13 protein-coding genes, 1 pseudogene and 1 other annotated feature are annotated in these 18,492 nt (G+C 41.2%); of the genes and pseudogenes, 6 read left to right on the forward strand and 8 right to left on the reverse strand.

Annotated features, from left to right (window positions below):
- Positions 1-100 precede the first annotated feature (100 nt).
- Positions 101-1,216, forward strand: a complete 1,116-nt coding sequence (locus BM213_RS01845) for an aminopeptidase (protein WP_091700310.1) — start codon at positions 101-103, stop codon at positions 1,214-1,216.
- Positions 1,217-1,265: 49 nt separating this feature from the next.
- Here the strand turns inward: BM213_RS01845 and pilM are convergent, their stop codons facing one another.
- A complete protein-coding gene (gene pilM, locus BM213_RS01850; protein ID WP_091700312.1) occupies positions 1,266-3,416 on the reverse strand; it encodes a cell division protein FtsA in 2,151 nt (716 codons plus the stop codon).
- Positions 3,417-3,571: 155 nt separating this feature from the next.
- Between pilM and BM213_RS01855 the strand changes: the two genes are divergently transcribed.
- Both BM213_RS01855 and ccpA read left to right on the forward strand, forming a co-directional pair.
- The gene (locus BM213_RS01855) at positions 3,572-4,654 is read left to right on the forward strand and encodes a bifunctional 3-deoxy-7-phosphoheptulonate synthase/chorismate mutase (RefSeq protein ID WP_003398371.1); all 1,083 of its coding nucleotides are present in this window, start codon (positions 3,572-3,574) and stop codon (positions 4,652-4,654) included.
- A 157-nt stretch (positions 4,655-4,811) separates the two neighbouring features.
- Positions 4,812-5,810 carry a catabolite control protein A gene (ccpA, locus tag BM213_RS01860; protein WP_091700314.1) on the forward strand — a complete coding sequence of 333 codons (999 nt, stop codon included), beginning with the start codon at positions 4,812-4,814 and terminating at the stop codon, positions 5,808-5,810.
- Positions 5,811-5,883: 73 nt separating this feature from the next.
- Here ccpA and BM213_RS01865 read toward each other — a convergent pair whose 3' ends face one another.
- From BM213_RS01865 to BM213_RS01875, 3 genes are read right to left on the reverse strand one after another with little or no spacing between them, the layout of a single operon-like run.
- Positions 5,884-7,056: an acetoin utilization protein AcuC gene (locus tag BM213_RS01865; protein WP_091700316.1), complete on the reverse strand. Its 1,173-nt coding sequence runs from the start codon at positions 7,054-7,056 to the stop codon at positions 5,884-5,886.
- A complete protein-coding gene (locus BM213_RS01870) occupies positions 7,053-7,697 on the reverse strand; it encodes an acetoin utilization AcuB family protein (protein WP_091700318.1) in 645 nt (214 codons plus the stop codon). The genes BM213_RS01865 and BM213_RS01870 overlap by 4 nt, the downstream gene beginning before the upstream one ends.
- Positions 7,698-7,716: 19 nt before the next feature.
- Positions 7,717-8,349, reverse strand: coding sequence for a GNAT family N-acetyltransferase (locus BM213_RS01875; protein WP_003398366.1), 633 nt, complete (start codon positions 8,347-8,349; stop codon positions 7,717-7,719).
- Positions 8,350-8,516: 167 nt separating this feature from the next.
- On the opposite strand from BM213_RS01875, the gene acsA reads away from it, so the two are divergent.
- Complete coding sequence (acsA, locus tag BM213_RS01880) at positions 8,517-10,235, forward strand: acetate--CoA ligase (protein WP_091700334.1); 1,719 nt, start codon at positions 8,517-8,519, stop codon at positions 10,233-10,235.
- A 25-nt stretch (positions 10,236-10,260) separates the two neighbouring features.
- Here the strand turns inward: acsA and BM213_RS01885 are convergent, their stop codons facing one another.
- Positions 10,261-13,047 carry a transglycosylase domain-containing protein gene (locus BM213_RS01885; protein ID WP_091700320.1) on the reverse strand — a complete coding sequence of 929 codons (2,787 nt, stop codon included), beginning with the start codon at positions 13,045-13,047 and terminating at the stop codon, positions 10,261-10,263.
- A 138-nt stretch (positions 13,048-13,185) separates the two neighbouring features.
- Positions 13,186-13,410, forward strand: a binding site (T-box leader).
- 51 nt (positions 13,411-13,461) lie between these two features.
- Here BM213_RS01885 and tyrS point away from each other — a divergent pair.
- The gene (gene tyrS, locus BM213_RS01890; RefSeq protein ID WP_091700323.1) at positions 13,462-14,721 is read left to right on the forward strand and encodes a tyrosine--tRNA ligase; all 1,260 of its coding nucleotides are present in this window, start codon (positions 13,462-13,464) and stop codon (positions 14,719-14,721) included.
- A 35-nt stretch (positions 14,722-14,756) separates the two neighbouring features.
- On the opposite strand, the gene rpsD is transcribed toward tyrS, so the two are convergent.
- Entirely contained in the window at positions 14,757-15,359 is a 603-nt protein-coding gene (rpsD, locus tag BM213_RS01895) for a 30S ribosomal protein S4 (RefSeq protein ID WP_003398030.1), read from the reverse strand.
- A gap of 532 nt (positions 15,360-15,891) precedes the next feature.
- On the opposite strand from rpsD, the gene BM213_RS01905 reads away from it, so the two are divergent.
- Positions 15,892-17,736, forward strand: a complete 1,845-nt coding sequence (locus tag BM213_RS01905) for a sensor domain-containing diguanylate cyclase (RefSeq protein WP_244149161.1) — start codon at positions 15,892-15,894, stop codon at positions 17,734-17,736.
- A 30-nt stretch (positions 17,737-17,766) separates the two neighbouring features.
- On the opposite strand, the gene BM213_RS01910 is transcribed toward BM213_RS01905, so the two are convergent.
- Positions 17,767-18,252 carry a GAF domain-containing protein gene (locus BM213_RS01910; RefSeq protein ID WP_091700329.1) on the reverse strand — a complete coding sequence of 162 codons (486 nt, stop codon included), beginning with the start codon at positions 18,250-18,252 and terminating at the stop codon, positions 17,767-17,769.
- A 58-nt stretch (positions 18,253-18,310) separates the two neighbouring features.
- Positions 18,311-18,492 (reverse strand): annotated as a pseudogene (locus BM213_RS01915) (RNA-guided endonuclease IscB); the annotation flags it as partial.

Genomic DNA, 18,492 nt, shown 5'->3' on the forward strand with positions numbered 1-18,492 from the left:
TTCATTCGACAAAATGAGAAAAAATCCTGCAAAAAACTCCAAATTTTTTGTGGATCGGTTACAATATACATGTACATATGATGGAATGGAGGAATACAAAATGAAAGACCCGCGTATTGAAAAGTTAGCAAAAAATTTAATCCATTACTCGCTCCGTTTACAAAAAGGTGAAAAAGTATTAATTGAAAATTTCGGTTTACAGCGGGAGCTTGTCATCGCTCTTGTGCGCGAGGTGTATGCCGTAGGCGCTTACCCGTTTGTGTCGTTAAAAGACCATCAAGTTGATCGCGCACTTTTGCTCGGTGCACAAGAAGAGCAGTTTAACATGATGGCTGAATTTGAAGCAAATGTTATGAAACAAATGGATGCCTACATCGGTTTACGTGCGGGCGATAACATCAATGAGTTTGCTGATGTGCCAGCTGACAAAATGAAAATTCACGGAAAAACAATTATGCAAAAAGTGCACCGTGACATTCGTGTGCCGAAAACGAAATGGGTCGTGCTCCGTTACCCTAATCCGTCGATGGCTCAGCTTGCGAAAATGAGCACGGAGGCGTTTGAAGATTTTTATTTCAATGTATGTAACTTAGACTACGGAAAAATGGATAGAGCGATGGACGCGCTCGTCGAACTGATGAATAAAACTGACGAAGTACGCATTACAGGGCCGGGTACAGATTTAACGTTCTCAATCAAAGATATTCCTGCTGTAAAATGTTCGGGTCAGATGAACATTCCAGATGGGGAAGTGTATACTGCTCCTGTACGTGATTCGGTAAATGGTACAATTACATTTAATACACCATCCCCTTATCAAGGATTTACGTTTGAGAACGTGAAATTAACGTTTAAAGATGGGAAAATTATTGAAGCAACCGCTAATGATACAGAGCGCATCAACCAAATTTTCGATACCGATGAAGGAGCGCGCTATATTGGCGAATTCGCGATCGGAGTCAATCCCTACATTCAACATCCGATGCAAGATATTTTGTTCGATGAAAAAATTGATGGAAGTTTCCACTTTACACCAGGTCAATGTTACGATGAAGCATACAACGGCAACCATTCCAACATTCATTGGGATATGGTTATGATTCAACGCCCAGAATATGGTGGCGGTGAAATTTACTTTGACGGCGTACTCATTCGTAAAGACGGTCGATTTGTTATCCCACAATTAGAGCCGTTAAATCCAGAAAACTTAAAATAAAAGAAAAAGCAACTATGGCGCGTTCATAGTTGCTTTTTTTACAATCCATTTAGTTTTTCTTATCCCAAACAATTTCGAGTTGATCTCCTGGTGCGAGCGGTTCATAAAATGTTGTCGGTTCGCCGTTTTTAAGCAATGTAAACGTTGTTGAAGCCCCGTGAGGAATAGCGACTTCGACATATTGAAATATATCTTGAAAAATGAAAGGTTCCATTTTTTTTTCATAGAATTGAAGCACGTCTCCATGTTGGACCGTATCGTTGTCGCTAAGCTCAACACCGTCACGATAAAACGCGCCGATTTGTTTCGTTAACGTCAATGTTTCCCCATGAAATATAATTGGCATGGAATAATACAGTTTCAGCTGTTTTGCTTCGGCAATTTGAGCAATCGTTCGCTCGTTTTGTTTATGAACAACGATCGTGTCTCCGTCTTCAAATGTGGCATAGCGTTGGCATTCGATTCCATTCCGATATATTGTTCCACTCCATTCAGGAAACGTGATTTTTTTTTCGTTCAATATGAATGTAAACGGTTCGAGTTGCTGGATAAGATGCTCGTTTTTTGTCGCTTGTAAAAGTTGTTCAATCGTTTCAGGCATGTGAACGACAATGTCATCTCGATCACATAAAACGGTATCGAGAGAAACATGTTGTCCGTTTCGTAATATAACAGGCTCAATCGTATATCGTTGTCCGTTAATTGTCACTTGTTTTGTCGGCAATGATTCAAGTAAGTCACGAAGGTGAACGGTCGCCTGTTTGCCGTCTCGTCCTTTTTCAACAACGATGTCGTCCCCGTTTGTAATCGGTGTATCAAATGTGGCTCGTTCACCATTTTTCATTATGAGCGGTGGTTCGCCGTACGTCCCTGGTATAGTAATCGTTTGCCCGTTTAACGTCACAACGCAAGCGAGGCCGGGTTTTCCATACAGTTTATGTAATTGAATACCGACTGCTAATAGCGCATCGCCAATCGTCAGTTGTTTCATATCAAATAGGCGAATAGGCTGACCATTTACATGAACTGTTACGTATTGAATAGGCGTTTGCTTTGCAGCAATTGCAATTCCAATCGGAGTGACGAGTTCTGGTCGATGTTTCATCTCCTCACGGTCAATGTGCAATTTTTGGATGGCATCAATACCGCGAATAGCCACGCGATTTTCGGGGAGATGAAGCTTTTGAGCGAGCCGTTTTGGCAGTTCAGGTGTTAAGCTTCCTCCTCCAACGAGCATGACTGCTTTTGGTGGTTGATGATTGTTTAACCGCAAAATTTCTTTGCTGATCGCATCAGCGAGGCGATCGATTGCATCTGAAATCGTTGTAATCATTTGTTCTCGTAGTACTTCCGTTTCAAAACCGAGAACGTCTGTAATCGTTATCGTTTCTTTTGTATGCAAGTCACGTTTCGCTTGTTCAGCAAGAGGAAAATCAAGTAAATACGCATCTGAAATGGCTTCAGTAATTTCATCTCCTGCCATCGGTACCATGCCGTAGGCGATGACTGTACCGAGATCGGTAATGGCGATATCAGACGTTCCTGCCCCGATATCTACGAGCGCTATATTTAATCGTCTCATAGTTGGAGGAATAAGTACGTTCAATGCAGCAATCGGTTCAAGTGTTAGCGCCTCCATTTCCAAATGGGCGCGTTGTAGTGCGGCAAGAAGTGACTCAACAACGAGTCTCGGTAAAAATGTAGCGATCACTTCAACGCTTGCCTCGTCTCCTTGCTGATCAATTAAGTTGCCGATTTCTTCTCCTTCGATTTCGTATCGTGTGACGGAATAACCGACACAATAATAATGATGACTTTTTTCGATAGATGATTTTTCGGCTAACGTAGTTTGTGCTTGTTGAACAGCAGCAAGTTCTAGATACGCTACATCCTCGTGTGTTAAAAGAGGCTTTCCTTTTATTGAAATAGTAATTTTCCCTTTTTCTGTTTTTAATGAGCGTCCTGCAGCTGCAACACATACACGGGTAAGAGGTCCGTGTCGTTCCTCTAATATTTTTTTTATATCGATAATGACTTTCGCAACAGCGAGCACATCGTGAATTTGCCCGTCAAGCATTGCCCGTTCTTCATGTTCTTTAATGACCATGTCCTCAACTTGATATTGCCCGTCTGTTTCCTTTAAAATAATGCCAACTACTGAACGCGTGCCAATGTCTAGTGCAAAAATCAAGGTTCTCACCTTCTTTTTCGAAAATTAAAAAATTCTTTATTGCTTAAACGCGTTTTATAAATAAAGGGGTGACAACTTTACCCACTTCGTTTATAATAATCTCTAATTATATTATATAGAAATGTACCACATTTTTTAGCTTACATAAAGAAAGGATGAGATGAATGAGCAACGAACGATTAGATGAGCTGAGAGCGAAGGTTGATGAGCTAAATTTGCAGTTGTTAAAGTTAATTAATGAACGTGGGCGTCTCGTGCAAGAAATTGGGAAAATTAAAGACGCACAAGGTACGTATTTTTATGACCCTGTTCGCGAACGAAAAATGTTAGATTTAATTTTAGAACATAATGATGGACCATTTGATACAGCGACGTTGAAACATATTTTTAAGGAGATTTTTAAAGCCGGTCTTGATTTGCAAGAAGACGATCATAAAAAAGCATTGCTCGTATCTCGAAAGAAGAAGCCAGAAAATACGATTGTCGACGTGAAAGGTGAAAAAATTGGTGATGGCAATCAATATTTTGTTATGGGACCGTGCGCGGTTGAAAGCTACGAACAAGTAGCGGAAGTAGCGCAAGCGATTAAACGACACGGGTTAAAATTGTTGCGCGGTGGAGCGTATAAGCCGCGTACATCGCCGTACGATTTCCAAGGACTTGGAGTCGAAGGATTAAAAATTTTAAAACGGGTAGCGGACGAGTTCGATTTAGCGGTCATTAGTGAAATCGTCACACCTGCGGATATTGAAAAAGCGCTCGATTACATTGATGTTATTCAAATTGGAGCGCGCAATATGCAAAACTTTGAGTTGTTAAAAGCAGCTGGTCAAGTGAATAAGCCAGTATTGTTAAAACGCGGGTTAGCTGCTACGATCGAAGAGTTTATCCATGCGGCAGAGTACATTATGTCACAAGGAAATGGTCAAATCATTTTATGTGAACGTGGAATTCGCACGTACGAAAAAGCGACGAGAAATACGCTTGATATTTCAGCCGTACCGATTTTGAAAAAGGAAACGCATTTGCCTGTGTTTGTCGATGTGACACATTCAACAGGACGCCGTGATTTGCTTTTACCTTGTGCCAAAGCTGCGCTTGCGATCGGAGCTGACGGAGTGATGGCAGAAGTGCATCCAGATCCAGCCGTTGCCCTATCCGATTCAGCTCAACAAATGGATATTGATCAATTCAATGAGTTTATGGAGGAATTGAAGTCGTTCCAAAAACAATTTGTAAAAGCATAACGAAGAAAAGCTGGTGAAGTGTTCACCGGCTTTTTCTTATGAATTTACTTGTGAAAACGTTGCACTTAGGTAATCATTTATCGTATGATATTTTTACATAAAATTGCGATTCACGACAGTTTTCGATATATAGAGCATAAAAAAAGGAGTGTATGTGATGAATGTAACAATTTATGATGTAGCAAGAGAAGCAAACGTGTCTATGGCGACCGTTTCGCGTGTAGTTAACGGTAACCCGAACGTCAAGCCATCAACGAGAAAAAAAGTGTTAGAAGTCATTGAACGGCTTGGATATCGTCCAAACGCGGTAGCACGTGGATTGGCAAGCAAAAAGACGACGACGGTTGGCGTGATCATTCCCGATATTTCGAATATTTTCTTTGCAGAAATGGCGCGCGGAATTGAAGATATTGCAACGATGTATAAATATAACATCATTTTGAGCAATTCTGATCAAAACAAGGAAAAAGAGTTGCACTTATTAAATACAATGCTTGCGAAACAAGTTGATGGCATTTTATTTATGGGTGGCGACATAACGGAAGAGCATGTCGAGCAGTTTAAAAAATCGGATGTGCCGATTGTATTGGCGGCAACAATCGAACGAAATGAGATCATCCCGTCTGTCAACATTGACTACGAACAAGCGGCTTACGATGCTGTTCATATGCTTATTGAAAAAGGACATGAACGAATTGCATATGTGACAGGTCCGCTGAATGATCCGATTAACGGGTTAAAAAAATTAGCTGGTTATCGTCGTGCCTTAGAAGAAGCGAGCATTGCTTATGATGATGAACTTGTTGTTGAAGGGGATTACACATATGACTCTGGCATCGAAGCGTATGACAAGTTAGCCGAACTTGCAGAGCGTCCAACAGCGATCTTTGTTGGAACAGATGAAATGGCTCTCGGGGTCATTCATGGTGCGCAAGATCGCGGCGTACGCATTCCTGATGAATTGGAAGTTGTCGGTTTTGATAATACACGTTTAGCAACAATGGTTCGTCCAAAGTTGACGACGGTTGTACAGCCGATGTACGATATTGGCGCTGTGGCGATGCGTCTATTAACGAAATATATGAATAAAGAACATGTTGACAATCACATCGTCGTGTTGCCGCATCGTATTGAATATCGCGATTCGACAAAATAGGCGGCGCGGCTCACTGTGCGTACGAACATAGAAAAGGGTGTTCGCTACTTTTCGGAACACCCTTGTTATTTTGTTATAAGTTTAACCGTTGTTTATTGCTTCGGATTGGATGGAGCGCTTTCATGACAGTTTGGGCATTTTTTTCTGAAATTTCAGCCTTTCTCGGAATAGGTGGGTATAAGTCTTCTGGATCATCCCACTTGAGTGGTAAAGAAACGGGAGCGTGCCGTTGCCAGCGGGCGATCCATTCCTCCGGTAAAGATTCAGAAATATCGGATTGTTCTGTCATTTCAAACCATAATAACGCCCATGCACGTGGAACAACGCGCCAAATGTCATACCCTCCTCCTCCGATCGCAATCCAACGGCCGTTGCAATATTGATGCGCGATTTGATGCGCGATTTTTGGAATTTCGCGATAAATACGCATCGTTGTACACAAATGTGTTAATGGATCATAATAATGTGCGTCCACTCCATTTTGAGTCAAGATGACGTCCGGACGGAAAAAGTCAGCAATTTCGATCAGCGCTTCTGTATATGCTGCTAACCACGACTCATCTTCTGTAAACGCATCAACGGGAATGTTGAAAGAGTAGCCATATCCTTTTCCTTGTCCTCGTTCATTCACATTTCCTGTACCAGGGAATAAGTAACGCCCTGTTTCATGGATTGAAAACGTGCATACATTCGGGTCATCGTAAAACGTCCATTGCACCCCGTCGCCATGGTGGGCATCTGTATCCACATATAAAACACGCACACCGTACTTTTCTTGCATATATTTAATGGCGACAGAGCTATCATTGTAGATGCAAAAACCTGATGCTTTGCCACGAAATCCATGATGGAGCCCTCCCCCTAAACTGAGCGCATGCTCAGCCTTGCCGGAAAGTACGTAATCAACTGCTGTTAATGTTCCGCCAACAAGAAGAGCGCTCGCTTCATGCATATTTGGAAAAATGGGTGTATCTTCTGTACCTAATCCATAATTGAGGGCAACTTCTTCTGGCAGTTGTCCTCTTCCTGCTTTTTTTACTGCTTCAATGTAATCGGTATCATGAACAAGTGCTAGCTCTTCGTCTGTTGCTAGACGTGGTGCTACAATTTGTGAATCATGAAGCGCGCCCAGCGTCTGTAATAAGTCGTACGTGAGTTTGACGCGCAGCTGGTTGAACGGATGGCGATCATGGAACTTGTATGTTTGGAATGCATCAGAATAAATAAATACGCTATTTTTACTCATGATGAAACCCCCGGCAAGTTCGGCCATAAAACGTCGTATCCTTGTGCCTTTAAATCATGAATAATCGTCATCGGGTTCATCGTTTGAATACGAAAAACAAGAACTTTATACATTTCATTTTGATCAGGATAGATGAGAACACTTGAAATATTGATGTTATGTTTTTGGAAAACAGAAGCGACTTCGCTTAACATTCCTGCCCGATTCGGCACTTTAATTTCGATTTGCGATCCAGGTTGGTGAGCCCCTGTCAGTTGCACAAGTGTGTACAACAAATCGCTTTCTGTAATGATGCCGACAAGTTTATTTTCTTTGACAATGGGCATGCAGCTAATGCGGTGTTCGTAAAACAAAGCGGCTATTTCTTCGACGAAGTCAAGCGGATGTCCTGTAATGACGTTTGTTTTCATAATGGTGCTTAACGGTTTTTGCAAATCTTCGAGATGTTCATTCGCGTGGAAAATAGACGGACTTGCATCGCGTAAATCTCGGTCGGTAACGATGCCGATGACATGTTGTTCATCATCGACAATAGGTAAGTGACGAATGTTTTTTTGCTTGATGATATTTAGCGCATCACCAATTGTGTTTGACGGCTTTAATGCGATAACATCCGTTTTCATTATTTGTTCGACAATCATTTCCCCATCCCCTTTGTTTTTAATACATGAAGCGGTTCATAAAGCGTAATTGGTCAAATTTTTGAATAGATTGCTGATCGACGCGTTTTCCGATTCGAGCCATTAAACAATTAGCTGGATGTGAACAAATTTCTGGATCGTCCGTTGCGTACCAGACGAGTCCACCTGCGTTCATCATTTTCTCCATTACTTTTCGATATTCCCATACGTTTAAACCCGTTCGTTTTAAATCCCAATGCCAATAGTACTCTGTTGTAATAATGATGTAATCTTCCATCGCATCATCCATCATGGCAACTTTCAACAAATTTTTTCCGACACCGCAGCCTCGAAAGTCTGGGATAACTTCAATTGCACCAAGTTCGATTAAATTTTCCATCTTCCCTTGCGACCATCTTTCTAGCGGGTCGGGATATAAAAAGGTCACGTAGCCAACGATCGTATGACCGTGGCGAGCAATAATAATTCGTCCTTCTGGAAGGCCAGCAATTTCAATGAGCGCTTGATGTTGTTGATGCGGCTGACGAAATGCTGTTAAATCGTGATGAAATTCATAACTAGCTAGTTTTTCGGGAGAAATCGGCCCTTCAATAATTAACGTTCCTTTCGGTGTTTTTAACTGTTTTGCGTTATATGTTTTTTTATGCTCCATTACCCCACCGCCTACTGAAATGATCTTATTTCAATTATACATAAAAAAATAAAAATTAAATCGTTTTCATAATAAACACAAATGAAAATTTTTTAAAAATTGAGAAATCATTTATAGTATAATATAATACGAGTGTAAAGACTTCAAACAAGGGGGAGTTTGGGATGATTAAAGTGGAAACGCTACCAGTCATTCAAGGGGATTTTAATTTAAAAAACTATGAAGAAACGTATCAAACGTTTGACTGGTCAGAGGCGGAGAAAAACTTTTCTTGGTACGAAACTGGAAAAGTGAATATGGCGTATGAAGCAATTGATCGCCACGTAGAAACGTTTCGAAAAAACAAAGTCGCTCTTTACTATCGCGATGCGACAAGAGAAGAAAAGTACACATTTAAAGAAATGAAAGAGTTTTCGAACAAAGTAGCCAACGTGTTAAAAGAAGTGGCTGATGTTGAAAAAGGTGATCGCGTCTTTATTTTTATGCCTCGTTCACCAGAATTATATTTCTCTGTGCTTGGTGCAATTAAACTTGGTGCAATTGTTGGGCCGCTTTTTGAGGCATTCATGGAAGGAGCAGTCCGTGATCGTTTAGAAGATAGCGAGGCAAAAGTGATTATTACAACACCTGAACTGTTGCCGCGAGTGCCTGTCAATGAACTACCGGCATTAAAATACGTATTTTTAGTCGGAGATGACGTGAAAGAAGAAGGCCCATTTTTTGATTTGAAAAAACGGATGAATGCCGCAAGCAAACATTTTGATATTGAATGGGTCGGACGTGAGGACGGTCTCATTTTACATTATACATCTGGTTCAACAGGGAAACCAAAAGGTGTATTGCATGTGCATAACGCTATGATCCAGCATTATCAAACGGCAAAATGGGTGTTAGACTTAAAAGAGGACGATGTATATTGGTGCACAGCTGACCCAGGTTGGGTAACGGGAACATCATATGGTATTTTCGGTCCGTGGCTTTGCGGAGCATCAAACGTCATTGTAGGGGGACGATTTAACCCAGAAGCGTGGTACAAAACGATTGAAGACTATGGTGTGACAGTATGGTATAGTGCACCGACAGCATTCCGGATGTTGATGGGTGCTGGGGACGAGATTGTGAAAAAATATGATTTGCGTTCACTTCGCCATATTTTAAGTGTTGGTGAACCGCTCAATCCAGAAGTTGTTCGCTGGGGAATGAAAGTGTTCAACCGTCGCATTCATGATACATGGTGGATGACAGAGACGGGAGGTCAGCTCATCTGCAACTATCCATGTATGGAAATTAAACCGGGATCGATGGGCAAGCCGATTCCAGGAGTCAAAGCAGCGATTGTTGATGATCAAGGAAATGAATTGCCACCGTATCGTATGGGGAATTTGGCGATTAAAAAGGGTTGGCCGTCCATGATGCGTGCTATCTGGAACAATCCACAAAAATATGAGTCATATTTCTTGCCTGGTGATTGGTATGTATCTGGTGATTCTGCGTATATGGATGAGGACGGATATTTTTGGTTCCAGGGACGAATTGATGACGTCATTATGACAGCTGGAGAGCGTGTCGGTCCGTTTGAAGTAGAAAGTAAGCTCGTTGAACATCCAGCTGTTGCAGAAGCAGGTGTCATCGGAAAACCGGATCCAGTGCGCGGTGAAATTATTAAAGCGTTTGTAGCTTTACGCGAGGGGTACGAGCCGTCAGAAGAATTAAAAGAAGATATTCGTAACTTTGTGAAAAAAGGCTTAGCAGCACATGCCGCACCGCGTGAAATCGAGTTTCGTGACAAACTTCCAAAAACGAGAAGTGGAAAAATTATGCGTCGCGTCTTAAAAGCTTGGGAGCTAAACTTACCGACAGGTGACTTATCAACAATGGAAGATTAAAAAAATCGGGCTCGGCCCGATTTTTTTAATTAGTTGATGGTTGCTCTTCGGTCGGTATGTCTATCGGTTGTTCATCGGTTGATTGCTCAGGTGGTGTAGCAGGCAGCATGCGAACGATATTTGACGGATTTGATTCCAATCCAGCGATGTCGACAGCAGTAACATAATATATTCCTTGTTTTAACGGTATGCTTTTTTGTTCTCCTTTACGTATTGTTGCGATGACTTGAAACGGTGCTGTTTCTGATGCTGTGTAATATACGCGATAACCAATGACGTCTTGTTCGTGATGTTCGCCCCAGACGAGCTTTGCTCCTTTTTGTTGCACTGCAAGCGGATCTGGTTTTTTACCGTTTTCTTGAAGTGTTTTTGCTACAAATACATGTTTCCACTTGTCGTTTCGAGGAAGCAGTTGGCTCATATCTTTTATATGTTGAATTCCCCATTGTTCAAGCAATGAACCGTCAATCATTACGCCTTCCTTTGTAAATTCCCTCGGTGTTGATGGAAGCGCAACGTATCGTTCTCCGTTTAATTCGACGAAAGCCCCGCTCACTAAATACTGATCTTCTTGTTTCGGTACGAAGGCGGTATTGAATAAATCACTTTCTATAAGTCCGAACCGTTTGCACGTTTTTGACGGAAGTAATCCGGAAATGACACAATATGAACGTTGTACAATGCCACCTGGCATGTGAAATCGCTCTTGTGGCGCAATCAGCTCTGGACGAATGTCGTATGCCCCGTTTATTAATTGCGCCCATAGTAGTAAGTTTCTTTGGGAATATGATAGTCCTTTATAACTTTTTTCGAGTGGCTTTGGTGTATCATATCCCATCCATATACCGAATGTAACATTCGGGTTTGTTGCTACGAACCAAGCATCTTTCGTATTTTGGCTCGTTCCGGTTTTTCCAGCCCAGTCTGCTGAAAATTTCAGCTTGCCATTTAAAAAGGCGGCCGTGCCGGAGCGAATGACGTCGCGCATCATATCAATCGTTAAATAGGCCGTTTGTGGCGAAAATACTTCTACCGGCTTTGTTTCATGCTCGTATACGACATTTCCGTTTTTATCGACAATTTTTTCGATTAAGTACGCATCGATAAACGTTCCGCCATTAGCAAATGTTGCGTATGCGTTTACGTTCTCTTCAATCGTTACCCCTTTTGTCAATCCGCCAAGCGCAAGTGACAAGTTGTGTCCATCCCCTGTTGTTAAACTTGTAAAGCCCATTTTTTCTAAATAGGAAATGGGGCGTTGCTCGATGATGCGCGCATACGTCCGAATGGCAGGAATGTTATACGACTTTTTCAACGCATGACGTACGGATGTTAAGCCATGCGTTTTTCCATCCGCGTTTTTCGGTCGGTACGGACCTTGTTTCGTTGGGATTTCCAACTCGATATCTGGGATAACAGAGCCAGGCTGAACGATGCCCATTTCCATCGCTGGTGCATAAACAAGAAGTGGCTTCATCGTTGAACCGTTTGAACGATATGCTTGTGTTGCGTGATTGAGCTGTTCCCGTTTATAATCTCGTCCGCCGACAAAACTAATGATGCGTCCTGTTTTGTTTTCGATTAAAATCGCTCCCACTTCGACTGGTTGACGAACAGAAACGATTTGTCCTGTTTTTTCATCCTTTTTTCGTACAATCGTATCGCTTCCAAAGTAAGGATATTTTTCAACAATTGCTTTCATTCGTTCATATATGTTTTTATCAATTGTCGTATAAATTGTATACCCATTTTGACGCAGTTGTTTTTCCGCTTTTTCAGCATATTCCCTATATAGTTGATCATTTGATCGTACATCTTGTCGTTCGTATCCGTCTTTTTTCGCTAATAAATCAATAAAAATATCCTTTGCACGTCGTTCGATTTCAAACGTGAGCCAAGGATACTTTTCAACAGGAGAGGGTAAAGAAGACACAAAATCTTTTGTAATGTCATACGCTAGCGCTTCTTTGTATTGTTTTTCCGAAATGTATCCTGCTTTTTTCATGCGCGATAATACAGTTTTCATCCGATTTAACGCTGGGGATAAATCGTTTTTCAACTCCCCTTTGCTTGTAAAAGGTGTATAGCGAAATGGACTTTGTGGCAATCCTGCTAAAAAAGCCGCTTGTGGCAATGTGAGTTCTTTCGCATCGATGCCGAAAACGCCTTTTGCAGCAGCTTGAACGCCAGCAATATTTCGTCCGGATGCGTTTCGTCCAAACGTTACAACGTTAATGTAGGCTTCTAAAATTTCATCTTTCGTAAAAAATTTCTCAAGGCGTAAAGCAAGTAATACTTCTTTTGCTTTTCGCTCAAACGACACTTCGCTTGTTAAAATTTGATTTTTTACAAGTTGTTGTGTTAATGTACTTCCTCCGCTGCGTGTTGAGGAGTTTGTTGCTTCTTGAAAAATGGCACGTATAATAGCTTTTGGTACAACCCCTTTATGTTCATAAAAATGTTCATCTTCCGTCGCAATGACGGCTTGAATGAAATAAGGGGAAACTTGCGAAAGTTTGACTTCATCGCGTTCTAAATCTGAACGGAAATAGCCAAGATATTCACGATTGGCGAAGTAAATGTGTGTCGTTTCTTCATAGTTATAAATATCTTTTTTCATTTCTTTGTACGGGATCGGTTTGACATCTTTTACAAGCGAGGCGAAATATCCGACACCGACACCGAAGGCAAAACTAAATGCGCATAAGCTTGCGATGAATATAATTAAACATACATTCCAAACGACTTCATATGTAATTGTGAAATGGCGCCATAGTTTTTGCCATGAAAATCGGACTTGTTTTTCTGACATAGTGACCTCCCATCCGTATTGTATTTCCATTATTATATCATAATTTGTTTTTTTATATCGGAAAATGTCTAAATTTGTTTGAAGACCTTGACAACGATTTGTGTTTTATGATAAAAGAGAGTATGCTGACATGTAAATAATTGAGCGATGATCGGAATGAGTAGTGCTTATCTCCCTGCGACCAGAGAGCTAGTGGTTGGTGTGAACTAGCGCATAGATGAGCATGAATTACCTTCGGGAGCATCTTTTGCGAACGGCGTGTGCCAAGTAGCAAAAGACGGTGTCGACCGTTATGGCAATGAAGCGAGAGAACATAGGTGTTCTCTAAGTAGGGTGGTACCGCGATAAAAACTCGTCCCTTCGTGTGAAGGACGAGTTTTTTTATTTCAATAATGGATAGAAAGGGTGGTCGAGATGGATTTGCTTCAAGATTTGCAATTTCGTGGTTTAATTAATCAAATGACGGATGAGGATGGACTGAAAGCGTTACTAGCAGAGGAGCGTGTAAAATTATATTGCGGGTTTGATCCAACAGCAGATAGTTTGCATATCGGTCATTTGCTCCCGATTTTAATGTTGCGTCGTTTCCAACAAGCAGGGCATCAACCGATTGCGCTCGTCGGTGGGGCAACAGGACTCATTGGAGACCCAAGCGGAAAGAAAACAGAGCGAAAATTAAATGAAAAAGAGACAGTCGCTTATTACAGTGAGCGAATTAAACAACAGCTAAGCCGTTTTTTAGATTTTGAGAAAGTCGACAATCCAGCCATTATTGCAAATAACTATGAATGGATCGGTTCGCTTGATGTCATTACGTTTTTGCGTGATGTTGGGAGAAACTTTGGAATTAACTATATGCTTGCAAAAGAATCCGTACAGTCGCGGTTAGAAACAGGCATTTCATTTACGGAATTTAGTTATATGATTTTACAGGCGTACGACTTTTTAAAACTGTACGAAATGTATGGATGTAAGTTGCAAGTAGGCGGAAGTGACCAATGGGGGAACATTACAGCTGGGTTGGAACTCATCCGAAAAACAGAAGAAGATGCAAAAGTGTTTGGATTAACCGTTCCGCTCGTCACAAAAGCAGATGGGACGAAGTTTGGTAAAACAGAAGGTGGAGCGGTATGGCTTGATGCTGACAAAACATCCCCATATGAATTTTACCAATTTTGGATTAATACAGATGACCGTGATGTCGTAAAATATTTGAAATACTTCACGTTTTTATCACATGAAGAAATTATCGAATTGGAAAAACAAACAGCTGAATCGCCAGAAAAACGTGCGGCGCAAAAAGCTTTAGCTACTGAGATGACGCGTCTCGTTCACGGAGAAGAAGCATTGCGACAGGCGATTAACATTTCTGAGGCGTTATTTAGCGGGGAAGTGGCGAAATTAACAGCGAATGAAATTGAGCAAGGATTTAAAGATGTCCCATCGTATGTATGTCATGAAAAGGAAGTGGCGCTTGTTGATTTGCTTGTAGCGAGCGGTATTTGTTCATCGAAGCGCCGAGCGCGTGAAGATGTAACAAATGGAGCTATTTACGTAAACGGTGAACGTGTGCAAGATGTGAATAAAGTCATGACAGATGCAAATCGCATTGAAGGTCGCTTTACAATTATTCGGCGCGGTAAGAAAAAATATTATTTAATTCGTTACGCATAAAAAATCCTCTCTGCTTTGGCAGAGAGGATTTTTTATTAACGAGAGTAGAACTCAACGATTAATGCTTCGTTAATTTCAGCAGGTAATTCAGAACGCTCTGGTAAGCGAGTGTAAGTACCTTCTAATTTGTCTGCATCAAGCGTTAAGTAGTCAGGTACGAAGTTGTTTACTTCAAGCGCTTCTTTAATAATTTGAAGGTTGCGAGATTTTTCGCGAACAGAAATTGTTTGACCTGGTTTCACGCGATAAGATGGGATATCCACACGGTTGCCGTCAACTAAAATGTGACCATGGTTTACTAATTGGCGAGCTTGACGGCGAGTGCGCGCAAAACCTAAACGGTAAACAAGGTTGTCTAAACGGGACTCAAGTAAAATCATGAAGTTTTCACCGTGCTTACCAGCCATTTTTCCTGCTTCTTCGAACGTTTTACGGAATTGACGTTCATTGACACCGTACATATGGCGAAGCTTTTGCTTCTCTTGAAGTTGCATGCCATATTCAGATAATTTTTTACGTTGTCCTGGACCATGTTGACCTGGTGGATAAGGACGTTTTTGTAATTCTTTACCTGTTCCGCTTAACGAAATGCCAAGGCGGCGAGAAATTTTCCATGTTGGACCTGTATAACGAGCCATAAATGCTCCTCCTTTGTTTTTATTTTTTGTAAAATAAAAACAGTCGTGCCTCACTATTTATCGCCATTTTGTTTTCATGTATCCTCGCCCTAGCAGCTGAGAGTTACACGATACAGCCTCCAGTTAGAGACGAATGTTCTCTACGGGGAACAAAATGGACATACAAACGTGAGCACAAAGGCTGCAATATTTTACACAAAGGCTATTATAATTTTTTTTTACGTCTAAGTCAATCATTTTTGTATAGTCTTTATGGTAAGGATTATGGTATGATATAATAAATAGGTCTTAGGTTTTAGAAATATGACAAATACTTTCATTTTTTTATTTATATGGTTCATCACCACAACATGTACTTGACAAGCGGAGGATTTTCTTGAGCCGCCGTGTACGAAAAATCTGATTTACTGATTTTTTCTTATAAGTACAGAGAAGGCGTGTTCTGAAATAGTCAAGTACAACTTTCGGTGAAGATCCATTTATATGGTTTATACATATAAAGAGTGGGAGTATGTGCGGGTGAGTGGAGAAAATGAACGTTCAACAACGCGATCAATATGCCATATTTAAACAAAAGTTTTTTGACTGGTTTTTGACTGAAGAAGATTTTACAGATTTACCTCGCATCATTCAAGCGCTCATCACCTTATTACAAAAAGAGTTTCATTTGTTAGATGTCACCTTTTACGTACTTAACCCGTTTAAACATGCTTTTGAGCCTGAAGTGACGACTGACTGTATGATTAAGCAGCGCCGGGAACATGCCTCGATTCCATTTGATAGTCATCTAAAAGAACAGTTTGACGACGTTATGATTATTGATGACGGAAGCGAGATTAAAACGGTGCAGTTCGGGGTGTATTTTCCAGAAGATTCATGCAGTCTCGTTCGTTTTCGCATACATGAGCGGGATATGCTACCAACATCGTTTATTAAACAAATGAAACACGATTTTTTAAAAGTGTTTGCCCGTATTCGTAAAGTATCTGAAGTATTGAGTGAGGAAAAAAGATATGAACAGTTGCATCGAGCGACAACAAAAATTCATGCCTCGATGAATATTGGTGATGTGCTTGAAGAAATTGTGAAAACGTTAAAGGACGTGTATCCGGCGTTTACGTGCCATCTATTTTTATCACACGATAGTACAACAGATCGCGATTTGCCGATCAAACTGCTTACGTTTGAAAACGAAGACGAGCATATGGGGGCGATGAAAGCATATGTTACTGGACATATTCAGCTCTATGATTCGCTCGTTCATAAACGGTCCGTCATTTATGCACCCATTAAAGGAGCGCAAGGAATTTACGGGGTAATTGAGATGATCGCCCCAACGGTGATGGAGTTGCCAGAAAGGGAAATCCGCTTCATCTCCTTGCTGGCAAATACGGCCGGTAGCGCATTAGAAAATGCTAAGCTATATGAGCAGTCTAAACGGTTAATCGCCGATTTGCAACTCATTAACGAGACGATCCATCATTTGAATACGAATTTACGATTCCAAGACGCATTAAAGTTTATGATTGAGAAAATCAAAACGTCATTTGATGCGCAGGAAGTCGGTTTTATTCTTTTGCAAGAGAAAGAGCGAAAAGTACTCCCTGGAAGTACGCCGTTTTTCGAATCAAAGGAAGCGAGAATATATGTTGATTTCGTTTTCCGCCGTATTCAAAATGCTCGTGATACTCTATTTTTAGGTGATGTAAAAATTCATAGCGACCATACGAAGCGATTTCGTTCACTTATGGCTGTACCGATGATGCGCGGCATGATGAAAGGTGTAGCGATTGTATTGCATCAGGAGGCGTATCATTTCTCATTTGATATGTTCAAATTGTTACAGTCGCTCATTCATCACTCTACATTGGCGTTTACAAACGCGGCGTTGCGTGAAGAGCTAGAGCGTATGGTGATTACGGATCGGCTAACAAACTTATATGCACGCCATTACTTAGACGAACGTATCCAACGTTCGATGGAAGAGGATGGTCTAGGCACATTTATTTTAATAGACATTGATAATTTCAAAAAAATAAATGATACGTATGGGCATCAAGTAGGCGATGAAATCATCATTCAAGTAGCAAATATTATTAAAGCGAACATCCGTCAAAACGACATTGGCGCTCGGTGGGGAGGGGAAGAACTCGCCATTTATTTGCCGAAGGTGTCGGTTCATACAGGTTTATCGATTGCGAATCGGCTTGTGCAAAAAGTTCGAGAATTAACTGATCCACCTGTAACTATTTCGTGTGGAGTATCGTACTGGAAGAAAAATCGCGCTCACTCTGTTAAAGAGTTATTTAATCGTGCGGATGAGGCGTTATATACAGCGAAACGGACAGGGAAAAACCGAGTCGTTGTCCAAGAGTAATATAAAAGAGGCCGTGTTTATCGGCCTCTTTTATACGTCAAGATGATGTACGAGCGTTTCGACAAACCGCTCTAAATACTGTTCATCCATCTCATCGAAACGGCTTTTTATTGGGCTATCGATATCAAGCACTCCGATGACGCGACCATTTTTAATCATTGGAACAACAATTTCAGATTGAGATGCGGCATCGCATGCGATGTGCCCCGGAAATGCATGAACATCTGCGACGCGCATCGTTCTTTTCTCATTAGCTGCAGTTCCGCACACGCCTTTGCCGAACGGGATACGTACACACGCTGGGAGCCCTTGAAAAGGTCCGAGAACGAGTTCGTTTCCTTCTGCTACATAAAAACCGACCCAATTAATATCGTGCAAAAAATAATTCAATAAAGCGGAAGCGTTCGCTAAGTTCGCTACAATATTTTTTTCATCTGAAATTAACGCTTTCAGTTGTTCGATGACAAGTGTATAATTTTCCTCTCTTGTCCCTGTGTATGTTTGCGTATGAAACATGTATTTCACGAAACTTACGCAAGGAAGCCCCTGCCTTTAGGCACGGGGAGGAATTGCCTTACGCAAGTTCCGCCACCCCCTTTCCATAAGCATATCCGTCAAATCGCTGAATGACTTGGACATATCTATAATTTATTCCTTGTGCGATACGCTTTCCGTCCTTGCCTTTAATATCGAAACTTCCAGTCTTTCTACATGCGACTTCGCCAAACCAAACGCCTTGATATTTCCCTCTTGGGA

This window comes from Anoxybacillus pushchinoensis (assembly GCF_900111795.1).
GTDB lineage: Bacteria > Bacillota > Bacilli > Bacillales > Anoxybacillaceae > Anoxybacillus > Anoxybacillus pushchinoensis.